The organism is Kurthia sp. YJT4, from assembly GCF_030219945.1.
Lineage (GTDB): Bacteria > Bacillota > Bacilli > Bacillales_A > Planococcaceae > Kurthia > Kurthia gibsonii.
On record NZ_CP126689.1, the window covers coordinates 1,282,193 to 1,296,764 of the forward strand.

The 14,572-nt window shown below is 37.1% G+C and carries 14 protein-coding genes; 9 read left to right on the plus strand and 5 right to left on the minus strand.

Annotated features, from left to right (window positions below; genetic code table 11):
• Positions 1 to 140: 140 nt before the first annotated feature.
• The 5 genes from QN089_RS06245 to msrA all read right to left on the minus strand — a co-directional run bounded on the left by QN089_RS06245 (position 141) and on the right by msrA (position 6,371).
• Positions 141 to 1,664 carry a succinyl-CoA:acetate CoA-transferase ScpC gene (locus QN089_RS06245; protein ID WP_068453820.1) on the minus strand — a complete coding sequence of 508 codons (1,524 nt, stop codon included), beginning with the start codon at positions 1,662 to 1,664 and terminating at the stop codon, positions 141 to 143.
• Between the two features lie 441 nt (positions 1,665 to 2,105).
• Positions 2,106 to 3,173, minus strand: a complete 1,068-nt coding sequence (locus QN089_RS06250) for a DHH family phosphoesterase (RefSeq protein WP_285216267.1) — start codon at positions 3,171 to 3,173, stop codon at positions 2,106 to 2,108.
• A gap of 754 nt (positions 3,174 to 3,927) precedes the next feature.
• Positions 3,928 to 4,704 carry an SH3 domain-containing protein gene (locus tag QN089_RS06255; RefSeq protein WP_285216268.1) on the minus strand — a complete coding sequence of 259 codons (777 nt, stop codon included), beginning with the start codon at positions 4,702 to 4,704 and terminating at the stop codon, positions 3,928 to 3,930.
• Positions 4,705 to 4,855: 151 nt separating this feature from the next.
• Complete coding sequence (locus QN089_RS06260; RefSeq protein WP_285216269.1) at positions 4,856 to 5,761, minus strand: AEC family transporter; 906 nt, start codon at positions 5,759 to 5,761, stop codon at positions 4,856 to 4,858.
• A gap of 64 nt (positions 5,762 to 5,825) precedes the next feature.
• Complete coding sequence (gene msrA / locus QN089_RS06265) at positions 5,826 to 6,371, minus strand: peptide-methionine (S)-S-oxide reductase MsrA (RefSeq protein WP_285216270.1); 546 nt, start codon at positions 6,369 to 6,371, stop codon at positions 5,826 to 5,828.
• A 124-nt stretch (positions 6,372 to 6,495) separates the two neighbouring features.
• Here msrA and QN089_RS06270 point away from each other — a divergent pair, with 124 nt between their 5' ends.
• From QN089_RS06270 to QN089_RS06310, 9 genes are all read left to right on the plus strand, one after another.
• Entirely contained in the window at positions 6,496 to 7,440 is a 945-nt protein-coding gene (locus QN089_RS06270) for an LCP family protein (RefSeq protein ID WP_068453808.1), read from the plus strand.
• A 50-nt stretch (positions 7,441 to 7,490) separates the two neighbouring features.
• The gene (locus QN089_RS06275) at positions 7,491 to 8,714 is read left to right on the plus strand and encodes an AI-2E family transporter (protein ID WP_068453806.1); all 1,224 of its coding nucleotides are present in this window, start codon (positions 7,491 to 7,493) and stop codon (positions 8,712 to 8,714) included.
• A 270-nt stretch (positions 8,715 to 8,984) separates the two neighbouring features.
• The gene (gene argC, locus QN089_RS06280; protein ID WP_285216271.1) at positions 8,985 to 10,019 is read left to right on the plus strand and encodes an N-acetyl-gamma-glutamyl-phosphate reductase; all 1,035 of its coding nucleotides are present in this window, start codon (positions 8,985 to 8,987) and stop codon (positions 10,017 to 10,019) included.
• Positions 10,020 to 10,033: 14 nt separating this feature from the next.
• Positions 10,034 to 11,260, plus strand: a complete 1,227-nt coding sequence (gene argJ / locus QN089_RS06285; protein ID WP_068453799.1) for a bifunctional ornithine acetyltransferase/N-acetylglutamate synthase — start codon at positions 10,034 to 10,036, stop codon at positions 11,258 to 11,260.
• Positions 11,223 to 12,002, plus strand: coding sequence for an acetylglutamate kinase (gene argB, locus QN089_RS06290; RefSeq protein ID WP_285216272.1), 780 nt, complete (start codon positions 11,223 to 11,225; stop codon positions 12,000 to 12,002). Before argJ ends, argB begins: the two co-directional genes overlap by 38 nt.
• Complete coding sequence (locus QN089_RS06295; protein WP_285216273.1) at positions 11,999 to 13,132, plus strand: acetylornithine transaminase; 1,134 nt, start codon at positions 11,999 to 12,001, stop codon at positions 13,130 to 13,132. The genes argB and QN089_RS06295 overlap by 4 nt, the downstream gene beginning before the upstream one ends.
• 210 nt (positions 13,133 to 13,342) lie before the next feature.
• Positions 13,343 to 13,774 (plus strand): hypothetical protein, encoded by a 432-nt coding sequence (locus QN089_RS06300; RefSeq protein WP_131004909.1) that lies wholly within the window; start codon positions 13,343 to 13,345, stop codon positions 13,772 to 13,774.
• Positions 13,775 to 13,787: 13 nt separating this feature from the next.
• Entirely contained in the window at positions 13,788 to 14,099 is a 312-nt protein-coding gene (locus QN089_RS06305; RefSeq protein WP_068453792.1) for a hypothetical protein, read from the plus strand.
• Between the two features lie 173 nt (positions 14,100 to 14,272).
• A complete protein-coding gene (locus tag QN089_RS06310; protein WP_068453789.1) occupies positions 14,273 to 14,530 on the plus strand; it encodes a hypothetical protein in 258 nt (85 codons plus the stop codon).
• Positions 14,531 to 14,572 lie beyond the last annotated feature (42 nt).

Sequence of the window (14,572 nt, forward strand, 5' to 3'; positions counted from 1 at the left end):
CGACTATAGGCTAGATGGAACTAAACAGGAAACTGACATAGTTTCTTAGAAAATATCGAAAGAAACGCGAAAATAAAACAAAAGGGGGAGGGCATAAAAAATACGAGCATCCAAAAGGATACTCGTATTTGAAGTGACTCTTATTCTACAGGTTGATTTTGTTTTTTCATTGAACCTGTTTTTTCAAGATTGTCGTACATTTCGAATGCACGGTTTAATAAGTGTGGAGTTTGTACATTGCCGTGTTTTTCAACTGCAGCATTGTAGTATTCCCATAATTGTTCACGGAAATCAGGGTGTGCACAGTTTTCGATGATTAATGGAACACGTTCTTTTGGTGCAAGACCACGTAAATCAGCAACACCTTGTTCTGTAACGATTACATCTACATCATGCTCTGTATGGTCAACATGTGTAACCATAGGTACGATTGAAGATACAGCCCCACCTTTAGCATATGATTTTGTAACGAAGATGCCAAGACGTGCGTTACGTGCGAAGTCACCTGAACCACCAATACCGTTCATCATTTTTGAACCTGAAACGTGCGTTGAGTTTACGTTGCCGTAAATATCTGCTTCAAGTGCAGTGTTGATTGAGATTAATCCTAAACGACGAATTAATTCTGGGTGGTTAGAGATTTCTTGTGGACGTAATGTAATCTTGTCTGCATATTTCTCTAAGTTACCATATACCTTTTGTTGTAATTCTTCAGTTAATGTAATTGAAGTAGCAGCTGCGAAGCGTACTTTACCTGCATCAATTAGATTGAATACAGCATCTTGTAATACTTCTGAAGCAACAACTAAGTTTTCAAATTCTGCGTCTGCGAAACCATCTAATACAGCATTTGCTACTGAACCAACACCTGATTGTAGAGGCATTAATTCATTTGTTAAGCGACCTTCTTTAATTTCGTTACGGAAGAAGTCAAGTAGGTAGTTCGCCATTGTTTGTGTTTCTTCATCAGGAGGCACGATTAATGAAGGTGCATCAGGTTCTTCAGAAACAACGATTGCTTTAATTTTTGCTGGATCAACTTTAATTCCTTTTTCACCGATGCGTTGTGTTGCATCTGTCATAGGGATTGCTTCACGCTTACCTTGCTCACCAGGAATATAAATATCATGAATACCGATTAAAGTTTCAGGATGTGTAATATTTAATTCAATGATAATGTTTTCAGCTACTTCACAAATGATTGGTGAGTTACCAACTGAAGTTGTTGGAATGATATAACCATCTTCTGTAACTGCTACGGCTTCAATAATCGCATAGTTTACTTTACCGAAGATATTTTGACGGTATTGTTCAGCGTTGTGCGATAAGTGCATATCTGCATATAATACATCGCCCGAGTTGATTAGTGTACGGATTCCGCGGTCACCAATGAATGGTCCACGTTTACGAATACCACCAGCAGTTGCTAAGTAGTTATCAACTTCAGGACCTAATGAAGCACCTGTGTAAACATCAATTTTGAATGTTTCGTTTTTCGCGCGTTCTACAAGAGCCATTGGTACAACTTTTGCATCTCCAGCACGTGTAAAGCCTGACATACCCACTACGTCGCCATTTGAAATTAATTTTGCAGCCTCTTCAGCAGATACAACTTTACTTGCTAGTTCTTTTAACCCTAAACGTTTTTCGATTGTTGATTCCATTCATAATTCCCCCTAAAAATAATAATCATGTAAATAATTGTTTTGTAAGCGTTTAACAAAATAGGCACATGACGAGTGAAAAAATCGGTCGGTCATATAATTATACTAAATCACATTTCGCTGTACTATTACAGGGAAATGACAGCGCTTTATTATATTCCCATTTGAAATAGAATTTGGTTTCGATTTCTAACTATATTTTTACACGAAGTAGATAAATTAATCTAGTCTTTTCTCTTAAATTTTTTATTTTTTTTATTCTATGGAAATTTAAGGCTTGGAAAATGATAATTTTTTGATTGTAACTTATGCATAGTTTAAACTGAAAAATGAATGAAATCAAATGTTATGTGTTAATGAGGGTAAAAATACACATCAAAAAAGTATTTAATAAAAAAATAAAGACATAACTCGCTTATTCGCGAATTATGTCCAATATGTTCAAGTTATGCTTTTTTTTTGTGCCTCGAAAATAACCGAGATGAAGTCCATACCAAGTGCAGATAAGTCACATCCAGATGCATTTGGATGACCACCACCATTATATTCTTTCGCAATTTTTGATAAATCAAGTTTTTGCCCAATTGAACGTAGTGAGACTTTGTCTTTTACTAAAGAGATAATGAAGACACAGTCGATTTCTTCTTCAAACTTCTCAGCTAAATGATTGCCAAGTTCGCTAAAGAATGAATCTGTTTCAACAACACCAATATTAATCGGTTCATCATGTCCTTTTAATGTGTAATTTTCAACGATAATCATTTGTTTTGATTTTTTCTTTAAAATTTTACGTAATTCATCTTTTGAAAAATCAAGATACTGTTGGTCAGCCTCTGTAAATAATGACCCATTTAAAATATAATTCATACGATCTTTTGCGAATTCGTGGCGACGACGTGCGTAGAAAATCGTATTCAAATCGGCAGCTTCCTGAATCGAAAGGGCGTGCCAATCCCATGTATCATATAGACGAACATTTTCAACAAAATGCGTAACACGTGTTAACATCGTGTCTTTTTCTTTTTGTGTATATTCAGGGATGGCGATCGATTCTTCACCATCTTCTTGTTCGATTCGTTGAAGAGGTGTCACTTCAAAACCAGCATCGAATAAATTTTTGAACATTAAAGTAGTCGCACTCATTTTAATGCCATTTTTTTCTGGAATAACTTCTGCCCAACCATAATCATTTAAATAGAGTGCAGAAGCATGGTGGTCAATTAAAATAATATGACGGCCATTCGGTTCTTTATTAACAGCAGAAATCGCTTCAGCTGTTTCTTCGTTTACAGATAAGTCTGTAATGATTAATAGTTCTTGATCTTGCAGCTCAGCGATTTTTTCAATCACAGCCTCATCAATTTTACGCGTCTCTACATAATAAGGAATATGCGGGATACCAAAAGCATCTAATACAATTGAAGGACCGATTCCGTCCAAGTCTGTATGTGTAATTAAATGAATTTGAGCATATTGCGTTAGTTTTTTCGGTAATTTTTTAAAATTCATATCGTCAACGCCTTTCTAAAACATCGAACCTCATTATAGCACTGAGTGGTTTCATAAAAGAAGGGGAAAGCACGAATTTCTACATTTTACTTGGCTGAAAGGGAATCATATTGTGTTGAAAGGGACAAACTCACGCGCAAAAGGGAATTGGTGTCGTTGAAAGGGACAAACTCGCGCGCGAAAGGGAAACGTCGCCATTGAAAGGGACAAACCCACGCGCGAAAGGGAATCATCGCCATTGAAAGGGACAAACTCACGCGCAAAAGGGAATCATCGCCATTGAAAGGGACAAACCCACGCGCGAAAGGGAATTGGTGTCGTTGAAAGGGACAAACTCGCGCGCGAAAGGGAAACGTCGCCATTGAAAGGGACAAACCCATGCGCGAAAGGAAAACGTCGCCGTTGAAAGGGACAAACTCACGCGCAAAAGGGAATCATCGCCATTGAAAGGGACAAACCCACGCGCGAAAGGGAATCATCGCTATTGAAAGGGACAAACCCACGCGCAAAAGGGAATCATCGCTATTGAAAGGGACAAACTCACGCGCAAAAGGGAATCATCGCCATTGAAAGGGACAAACCCACGCGCGAAAGGGAATCATCGCTATTGAAAGGGACAAACCCACGCGCAAAAGGGAATCATCGCTATTGAAAGGGACAAATCCACGCGCGAAAGGGAATCATCGCCATTGAAAGGGACAAATCCACCTGATAAAAAAACAAGGAAGCCTTAAAGGGCTTCCTTGTTTTGCTTTTATTTTGTTAATTGAATAAACGTTTTACCTCGGTCTTTTGTTTGGATTAGTCCTTTATTCGGTGCGTAGTAGTACGTCATTTTGCCATTTTGTGTCACAATGACATTTTTAAATGTGCCAGCTTTTGTTTTAACAGTTGCTTTTGTTTGCGTAATTTTTGTTTTTTGACCAAATTCGCCAGACCAGATTAAATTCTTTTTAATTGGGTATTTGATAGAAAGGGATAAATATCCATCTTCTATATCACCTGTATAAAGTCCTTTGCTTGTATCGTATTCTGTAATACCGAATTGTGTTGGTGAAGATTTATAGAACCAGAAGTTTGTAACTGCTGGACTCGGTTTGTACGTTTTTAAGAAAGAAGCGGTAAATGTACGCGCATAAATCGAACCTGCATTCATTGGTACGTCGTAGCGATATTTTTTAGAAATATCTCGCGCGTAATGTGTGCCTGTTTTAGCAGAAACTTTTTTCAACGCAGATGTTTTTACATAGGCATATTGGAATTGATAACGAATTTTTGAGAATCCGTTCTTCGTTTGTCCTGTAACAACGACACCACTATTCTTCGGTAGTTTCACATATTTCTTTGAATTAGCAGAAGGTTTACTGAAAATATGAACGGTTTTATTCGGTTGAACTTCTCTGAATTGTTCAACGGAAGCCGTTTTATAGGTGCTTTTGGCTTGAGAAAAGGTAGGTGTTAACGTCAAAATACTAAATGCGACAGCAGTAATTGTGATGAATGTACCTGTTTTTTTGAATGAATAAGACATGATGAAGACCTCCTCTTTTCCACCTACAAGGATGAAACATTATGTATAGGTTGGATATTAAGCTACGTATTCCCTAAAAAATCAGAAATAAACGGTTTTTTAATAAAAAAACCTCACGTATCTATTAGACGAAGCGTGAGGGTAAAAAGTTTTAAACTCCTAAGAAAAATAACACAATCGGAATACTGATGATACTCAGTAATGTTGTCACTAATGTTGTGAACGAAACGAGATCAGGCTTTGTATTAAATTGTAGTGCAAGCATTGTCGTATTTGCGGCAGCTGGCATCGCAGCTTGTAAAATTAAAACCGATTTTACAAGTGGAGGTAAAGGCATAAAATAAAGAATAGCTGCTGCAATAAGTGGTGAAGCGATAATACGAATGATCGTTGTTGCACCCATTGCTACATAATTGACACGTTTTCTTGAAATCACAGCTAACTGCATCCCTAAAATAAGCATGACCACAGGAATGGAAGCATCTGCGATTAAGTCAACAGCATTCATGACAGATTGATGTACTGGTACATGAATTAGTTGTAAAACTAAACCGATGACAGCACCCCATAAAACGGGCATTTTCAACGCTTTTTTAAAGGATGCGCTTAAGCTTGGGGAGTCGTCACTACCCACAGAAGCAATAAAGATACCAAGTGTATTCATAAAGAGGGAGTGAATAACCATAATAATGACAGCAATATGAAAGCCTTCGTCACCAAATGCAAATAATGCAACAGGCGCTCCGTAGTTACCACTATTCATGAAGACAGCACCAAGCATGACAGCAGATGTTTCTGAACGGTCACTATGTAAGAGGCGCGTAACAAGGAATGTTACGATAAACAGTAGAACACACAATAAAATCGCAAACGAAAAAATATACATGTAATCGATATTAACTGGTGTCATATAAAATGTTCGGAACGCTAATACGGGTGACATGACGTAAAGTGTTAAAGTGGAGATGTTTTTAATATTAAAATGGAGAATACGTTGACCAATAAAACCTGTCAAAAATACGAGTAGTACAGGTAATATAACAAGAAATAAATCCATAAAGTCACTTCTTTCTACCAAAAAAACAATGAAATAAAATGAGAACTTTTTTTATACAATAACGTCACATAGACGTATCTTCATCCCAATGTGATGAAATGAATTCATCGCGCCCAGATTGCGCACGGTCTTCTTTATATTCTTTTGGATTCTTTTTATAAAAGTCTTGGTGATAATCCTCTGCGATGTAAAATGTCTCAGCTGGTACAATTGGTGTAACAATCGGCTTTTTAAATTTACCAGACTTAGCCAATACTTCTTTTGATTGTTCAGCAAGTACACGCTGTTCTTCATTATGATAAAAAATCATTGCACGATAATTTGAACCGCGGTCTTGGAATTGACCTTCGTCGTCAGTTGGATCAATTTGTTGCCAAAACAATTCCAAAAGTTGTTCATAGCGGAATTGTGTAGGGTCATAAATGATTTCAACCACTTCTGTATGACCTGTTTCACCTGTTTTAACTTGTTCATATGTTGGATTTTCAATAGTTCCACCCATATAACCAGATATAACAGATTCGATTCCATCCCATTCGATGAATGGTTTAACCATACACCAGAAACAGCCACCGGCGAATGTTGCTTTTTGTAATGATTGATTGGACATAAAAGACCTCCTAAAAGAAAGATGTAAAATATTTTTTTAATATAATAACTACTCAAAAAACTGTAGAGAGCATGTTACTATTATAAAGAAGAAAACGATGAGACGAAAGGAGAATTTAAACGATATGGCACAAACACGAAAAAGAAGAAAAAAAGGTAAGTTACGTAAAGGAAGAATCTTTTTTACAGCATTATTTTTACTCGCAATCATCGGTGGCGTTTATTTTTACCTACAATATAAATCTGGAGAACAATTAGCTGTTGGAGAAGAAGCTCCTGAAAAAGCAACGTTGGAATTTAATGGTGACCCACAAAGTAATAAGGATATTGAGAATATTCTATTAGTCGGTGTTGATTCGCGTGGTGAAAAACAATCACGTTCGGATACAATGATGTTAGCTTCATGGAATAAAGCAACAAATGACGTCAAATTAGTTTCATTCATGCGCGATATTTATGCGGATATTCCAGGTTATAAAAGTTATAAATTAAATACAGCTTATTATTTAGATGGAGCTGATTTATTGAAAGCGACATTGAAACAAATGTTTGATGTAGAAATTAATCACGTAGCGGTGGTCGATTTTAAAAACTTTGAAAAAGTAGTAGATGTTGCTGCTCCGAATGGGGTAGAAGTAACTGTACCACATGACATGTCAAAAAATATTGGTGTCAAATTGAAAAAAGGAACACAACGTCTAAATGGTAAAGAACTACTTGGATTCGCACGTTTCCGTTATGATGCACAAGGCGACTTTGGACGTGTTGAACGTCAACAACAAGCAATTGAAGCATTGAAAAAAGAAGTTCTTCAAGTTGAAAATGTGAAAAATTATCCAAAATTACTTGGTGTTGTGCAAGGATCTATCCAGTCAGATTTAACGAAGGGTGATCAGTTGAAGATGCTATTAGGTGCTGTAAAAGGCGGCGATGTAAAAATCGAGAAATTAACGATTCCTGTTGAAAATAGTTATACATTTGCGAATGTACCCGGTTCAGGATCAGTCATCCAAATTAATTTAGAACAAAATATCCAAGCACTGGATAAATTCTTACGCTTTAACCAATAAAAGGTGTATACTGAGAACAATAGAGAAATAGAAAGAGTTGGAGGTGTGCTATGGAACCGAATAAAAGAGATTTTTTTAACACACGGTTTATTCAGTTTTTAGGCGGTAAAAATTTGCTTTTTGGATTAGTCACATTAATTTTAATGGGAATTGCTTTGTATCTTTACACAAAGGTCTCATTCATTTTTGAACCAATCATCGTATTCGTCCATACAGTACTGCTACCTGTTGTATTAGCAGTGATTGCCTTCTATTTATTACGACCAGTCTTAAAATTATTAATGAAGTGGCGTATTCATCGCGTATGGGCAATTCTCATCATTTATGTTGCACTCGCAGGGTTGATTACATTGCTTGTGACGCTTGTTGTACCATTTTTACGCGAGCAATTTATGAATCTAATTACAGAATTCCCGCAATATTTTGTTCAGTTCTTAGATACCATTCAAAAATTTGTTGAAAGTTCGAAAGTTGCAGCGATACTTGATAAGTATGACTTGCGACTTGACCAAGCGATTAATAATACAACAAAAGAAATTAGTGATTATGTAAAAGATGGGGCTGGTCAGTTAGGTAAAGGACTTGCGACAAGTATCACAGGTTTTCTAACAACATTAACAGGCATTGTATTAGCGCTTGTAACGGTTCCATTCATTTTATTCTACTTATTAAAAGACGGTGAAAAATTACCACGTGCTTTTATGAAATTATTACCACCATCTTTACGCGGCGGTACAGAGCATGTATTAAAAAATGCGGATCACCAAATTAGTAGCTACATTCAAGGACAAATTATCGTGTCCTTCTGTATAGGTACGATGGTGACAATTGGTTTTTTGATTATCGGACTTGATTATGCTGTACCACTTGGTTTTTTAGCTATGATTACATCTGTTGTACCTTATCTAGGGCCAATCATTGCGATTACGCCAGCAGCAATTATTGCAATTGTAACCGCACCTGTCATGCTATTAAAATTAGCAGTAGTTTGGACGATAGTGCAGTTAATTGAAGGGAAGTTCATCTCACCACAAGTAATGGGTAAATCATTACATGTGCATCCGATTACAATCATTTTCGTTCTGTTAACAGCTGGTTCATTATATGGTGTAGCAGGAGTTGTACTCGGTATTCCAGGATATGCAGTCTTAAAAGTAATTGTATCGCATTTATGGAATCTGTTTAAAAAACGCTTTAATAAATTTCATGATGATCACGAACAATATGAAGTGATGGAATGGAAAGAGGAGCAAGACGAACAACCAAAATCATAAATAGAAACATTGAGCGAATAAAGATACATGAAAATGTATATTTTAAATCGCTCAATGTTTTTTTTATACATAAATAAAAGAAGTATAAGAATAAGGAGGATGTGATATATAAAAGAACATAAGATATGAATTGCGTGAGAATCTCTTTTATAAAAATAAATCGCTTGTTTAAAACGGAATTTTCTAAAATTTTCAAAATAAATAAAAATACATTTGACATTATAAATATACATTTATATAATATGAATATCATATGAAAGAGGTGATTCGATGAAAGTGGGCATCATTGGTGCAACAGGTTATGGAGGGTTAGAACTGGTTCGGCTACTAAGCAGCCATCCAGCAGTCCAAGAGATTCAATTATTTACTTCTTCAGAAGAAGGAATATCATTCTCAGCAAAATACCCGCACTTAACAACATTATATGACCAACCGCTTGAAGCGATTACGAAAGAAGCCATAGCACAATTAGATGTAGTCTTTCTCGGAACACCTTCTGGCATATCGGGTCAATTAATTCCGGAAATCTATAATGAGCAAACAGTTTTTATTGATTTATCAGGAGATTTACGATTAAAGAATATTGAAAATTATGAAAATTGGTATGGCAAAAAAGCTGCCCCACAAGGTTTAGTCAATCGAAGTGTGTATGGTTTATGTGGTTGGAATGATGCAGCTATTAAAGAAGCGCAAGTGATTGCGAACCCGGGTTGTTATCCGACAGCGACATTACTTTCTATTCTACCTTTATTACAAAAGGGATTAGTAAAGCATCACAATATTATTATTGATGCAAAAAGTGGTGTATCTGGTTCAGGAAATAAGCCATCGCAAATGACGCACTTTACAGAAACAACCGAAGCTACAACCATTTATAAAATTAATCAGCATCAACATATTCCAGAAATTGAGCAAGCGATTGAATTATTTACAGGAAAAGTTGAGCCGATTACATTTTCAACGCATCTTGTTCCGATGATTCGAGGCATTATTACGACGAGCTATTTACAAGTTGAATCAGGGGTAACGGAAGAACAGTTATATAGGGCGTATGAAGATGTATATGCAGATGATCCATTCATTCGAATCGTACCAGGTGTACAAAAGTTAAGTACGAATCAAGTACGTGGAACGAATTACTGCGATATTACGATTAATTTAGATGCACGAACGAATCGCTTAACCGTTGTTGCGATGATTGATAATTTAGTGAAGGGCGCAGCAGGACAAGCAATTCAAAACATGAACAAAATAATGGGATATGAAGAACAGGCAGGACTAAAACAAGTACCGCTGTTCATCTAAAAGGAGAGCAAAGTATGGCACAAATCGTTGAATCAGTAAAAAAGTTAACAAGTGAAAGTATTATTGCGCCAAAGGGATTTAGTGCAGCAGGTATTCATTGTGGACTAAAGCATAAGAAGAAAGATTTAGGCATGATTGTAAGTGAAGTACCAGCGAGTGTAGCAGGTGTATTCACAACGAATGCGATTAAAGCAGCACCGCTTGTATTAACGAAAGAGACAGTCTATACGAATGAAAAGATGCAAGCAATCATCATTAATTCAGGTAATGCTAATGCATGTACAGGTACACAGGGGATGGCAGATGCATTACAGATGCAGCAACTGACAGCAGAGAAGTTGGGGATTTCACCGCAACTTGTAGGTGTAGCTTCAACAGGTGTTATCGGTGAAATTATGAAGATGGACAAAGTAGTAACAGGCATTGATATGATTCAGCCAGGACATACACTTGAAAATGCGATTGACTTTGCACAATCGATTTTAACAACAGATACGGTGATGAAAAATACAGCGTATGCAGTCGAGATTGACGGACAAGAAGTCATCATTGCAGGTGTTGCAAAAGGTTCAGGTATGATTGAACCGAATATGGCGACAATGCTTGGTTTTATTACGACAGATGCCAATATCGAACAAAAAGAGTTGCAAGCATTATTAAAGAAAACAACGGATACAACCTTTAATGCGATTACAGTCGACGGTGACACATCAACGAATGATACGGTTCTTGTATTAGCTAACGGTTTAGCTCAAAATAACCCATTAACACCAGAACATCCACAATGGTCGGTTTTTGAAGATGTTTTTGTCAAAGTAGCAGAAGATTTATCAAAAATGATTGCACAGGATGGAGAAGGTGCGACGAAGCTAATCGAGGTAACGGTTGAAGGCGCGATTACGGACGAAGAAGCACGTAAAATTGCGAAAACAGTTGTTGGATCACCACTTGTAAAAACAGCCGTATTCGGTTGTGATGCGAACTGGGGACGTGTCATTTGTGCTATTGGCTATAGCGGCTGCACAATTGATCCGACAAATATTCTAATCAAAATTGGTGATACAACGGTTGTTGAAAAGGGAGAACCGATTCCTTTCTCTGAAACAGAATTAACAGCGTACTTAAAAAATCATGAAGTGAAAATTTATGCGAACTTACATCAAGGAGATGGTGTAGGAAAAGCGTGGGGATGTGACTTAACCTATGACTATGTCCAAATCAATGCCACATACAGATCGTAAAAAAAGAATGGTTATCAAATTAGGTGGAAGTATGTTAGAAGGTTTGAATGAAACATTCTTTCACCACTTAAAAGAAGTGCAACAAACATATGATGTTATTATCGTTCATGGCGGTGGTCCAGCGATTAATGAGGCACTTGCGCAGGCAAATATAGCCACACATAAAATTGACGGTATTCGTGTAACAGATGAACAAGCCATTCATCTCGTAGCAAATACACTCATTGGTGAAGTGAATCCAATGTTAGTTGGTCAACTCAATCAAGCAGGTATAAAAGCGATGGGCTTAAATGGTCAAGATGCGAAGTTATTACAGTGCCATTATTTAAATAAAGAAGTATTTGGCTATGTAGGGGAGATTGATACAGTCAATATGGCGATATTAGAGCAGTTACAAGCACTGAATATTCTACCTGTCGTTGCATGTATTGGCGCGACAAATACAGGGCAACTTCTTAATATTAATGGAGATACTGTAGCTTGTGATGTAGCACTTGCCAATCAAGCAGATGAACTGTTATTCGTGACAGATGTAGATGGCATTCGTATTGAAGATGTATCGATTCAGCAAACGACAACTACAGCCATTCAACAATGGATTGCATCAGGTGCAATCTACGGTGGCATGATTCCAAAAGTAGAAGCGGCGATGACATGTGTCGATGCAGGAATTCCAGCAGTGAAAATTGTCGGTGCAACGCTACAAGGAACGACTATTTTAAAAGAGAAGGTGACACAATGAGTGCTTTATTTCAAAACTATAATCGAAGACCTGTTCATCTTGTGGAAGGTAAAGGGACGTACGTATGGGATGACCAACAAAAACGTTACGTAGATTTCACAAGCGGTATTGCCGTCTTAACGTTAGGGCATTGTCCTGAGGAATTAGTTCAAGCGATGAAAGCGCAAAGTGAAAAGTTGTGGCATACATCGAATTTATATACAAGTCATGCACAAGAAAAGTTAGCGCATGATCTTGTGAAAGATACACACCTCGCTCACGCTTTCTTCTGTAACTCAGGAACAGAAGCGAATGAAGCCGCAATCAAATTAGTACGTAAACATACGAAAAAACATAAGATGATTACATTTGAACAATCTTTCCATGGTCGTACATTTGCGGCGATGAGCGCAACAGGACAAGCAAAGGTGCATAGTGATTTTGGACCGATTTTAGATACATTTGAATATGTACCATTTAATGATGTGGCAGCACTTGAAGCAGCAGTAGACGATGAAACCGCCGCAATCATGTTAGAAGTCGTACAAGGAGAAGGCGGTGTACACGTTGTCACGCCTGAATTTGCCGAAGCGATTCAACATATTTGCGATGAAAAAGGGATCTTACTCGTAGTCGATGAAGTACAGACGGGTATCGCGCGTTCGGGTACACGCTATGCTTTTGAACAGACAGCTTTAAAACCACATATTGTCACACTCGCAAAAGGACTTGGTGGTGGTTTCCCAATCGGTGCTATGCTTGGGACAGCGGAATTATTCGATACATTCAATGCGGGTACACATGGTTCGACATTCGGTGGAAATCCGATGGCGATGGCAATTGCACAGACCATTGTAGATGTAACATTCAATGATTCATTCTTAGAAAAAGTGAAAGCATCTTCTAACTATTTTAAAGAACAACTCGCGATTCACTTACCAGAAGTAGAAGTACGTGGTATGGGATTACTACTTGGAATTGAATTAACACAACCGATTCCAGAAGTTGTTGCGGCATGTGAAGAAAAAGGTTTACTCGTTGTCGGAGCAGGTGCGACTACACTAAGGCTCTTACCACCACTAAATGTAAGCCAACAAGAAATTGATGAAGCAGTGCAGATTTTAAAACAAGTAATGCTTGTAAATGTCTAATTAATATACGTGAATTAATGTGTTCAGAGAATCACCATTCACGCTGTATACCTCTTAAATATCTGTGGTTTGTCATAGACGGTGCGGAACAGGGACCAAACCGTCTGTGAAAATCACACCTAATTCACTTCCTAATAAAACTAGGGAGATTTTTTTATGTATATATTTACCTTTTTATATGTTAAAATGGAAGAAAGTGGGGGTGTTAGAGTGACGGTACATACAATCGAGGGGAAAATAGAACAACTTCAGATGGAAAAAACATATATTTACCTACAAACGAAGGATTTTATTATGCATCTACCAATCACAACAGAAGTCATAGACTGGGAAACAGGTGACACTATTTCGCTACATAAAATACCTGCTCAAAGTTATTTTCGCCTCTATCGTTTATATGGACAATATGTATTATTCATTTCTGAAAAATCGACTTTTTATGGACTATATGAAGGAATCTATGATGAGGTGACATCGTGTATTAGCGACGTTTGTATGATTCGTCATAGCGCACAGACGAAAAAATACGGCGCACGTCTAACGGACGGAGCGTATGTCATTGCACTTTGTAAGATTACAACACGCAGTATCCCGCCGCAGTCGACACCAACTGCCTTATTCGTATTCCGAAAAAACACATAGGAGCGTGAACAACATGAAAGCAAATCGTACGGTTTTAACGATTGTCGGTATCATTGTATTAGCTGTAATAGGTTGGGGCGTTTATATGATGAATGAAGTCGTTGTTGCTGAAGAACGTATTGAACTATCAGACAAGAACATCATTAAAAAAGATAACCATCAATACATTCAAATCGAGAGAAAAGACTATGAACTTACAGACTCACTCGCGAAAAATATCGATTCTACAACAGAACGCGAATACGTAGTAAGCTACCGCTACAACAAGCTATTCAAAAATAGCGGCGAAATGACATCAATTCGTAAATATGGTCTACAGAATTAGAAGGTTAATTTTAGATAGTAGTAAAACATTTTATCTCAATGTACAAGACGACGATTATACAGTCGTCTTTTTTTAATTGTCAAGATATCTATAGAGGAAGCATTCATCCTTGATATGTTACACTATCTAAATGAAGTGAACTTCTAAAACTAAATGAAAAGAGTAAGGTACTGATGAAACTAAAAGGTTTAATAAATGTCATTATTGTGATGTGGGTTGTCCTCAATTTAAAAGATATGCAGTGGGATAATCCACATATTTTTACAAAGATTGTTGTGATGGTAGCCGTTTTATGGCTATTAGGTCGTGATTTTTTACAATTTGAACAACAGCAAAAACATGAGAAAATCGGGCGTACGGTCTTCCTAGGTGTTCTGATTGGTTACCTTCTCTATGAGCTAGAAGGTTATATATTTACATACTTTCTTTGAACACTTTACACTTTGTCTAATTCTCGCTTTTGAATCATTACG

Coding starts and splice junctions, on each gene's coding strand:
- QN089_RS06245 (WP_068453820.1), bottom strand. CDS start 1,664: ATGGAATCAACAATCGAAAAACGTTTAGGGTTAAAAGAACTAGCAAGT.
- QN089_RS06250 (WP_285216267.1), bottom strand. CDS start 3,173: ATGAATTTTAAAAAATTACCGAAAAAACTAACGCAATATGCTCAAATT.
- QN089_RS06255 (WP_285216268.1), bottom strand. CDS start 4,704: ATGTCTTATTCATTCAAAAAAACAGGTACATTCATCACAATTACTGCT.
- QN089_RS06260 (WP_285216269.1), bottom strand. CDS start 5,761: ATGGATTTATTTCTTGTTATATTACCTGTACTACTCGTATTTTTGACA.
- msrA (WP_285216270.1), bottom strand. CDS start 6,371: ATGTCCAATCAATCATTACAAAAAGCAACATTCGCCGGTGGCTGTTTC.
- QN089_RS06270 (WP_068453808.1), top strand. CDS start 6,496: ATGGCACAAACACGAAAAAGAAGAAAAAAAGGTAAGTTACGTAAAGGA.
- QN089_RS06275 (WP_068453806.1), top strand. CDS start 7,491: ATGGAACCGAATAAAAGAGATTTTTTTAACACACGGTTTATTCAGTTT.
- argC (WP_285216271.1), top strand. CDS start 8,985: ATGAAAGTGGGCATCATTGGTGCAACAGGTTATGGAGGGTTAGAACTG.
- argJ (WP_068453799.1), top strand. CDS start 10,034: ATGGCACAAATCGTTGAATCAGTAAAAAAGTTAACAAGTGAAAGTATT.
- argB (WP_285216272.1), top strand. CDS start 11,223: ATGACTATGTCCAAATCAATGCCACATACAGATCGTAAAAAAAGAATG.
- QN089_RS06295 (WP_285216273.1), top strand. CDS start 11,999: ATGAGTGCTTTATTTCAAAACTATAATCGAAGACCTGTTCATCTTGTG.
- QN089_RS06305 (WP_068453792.1), top strand. CDS start 13,788: ATGAAAGCAAATCGTACGGTTTTAACGATTGTCGGTATCATTGTATTA.
- QN089_RS06310 (WP_068453789.1), top strand. CDS start 14,273: ATGAAACTAAAAGGTTTAATAAATGTCATTATTGTGATGTGGGTTGTC.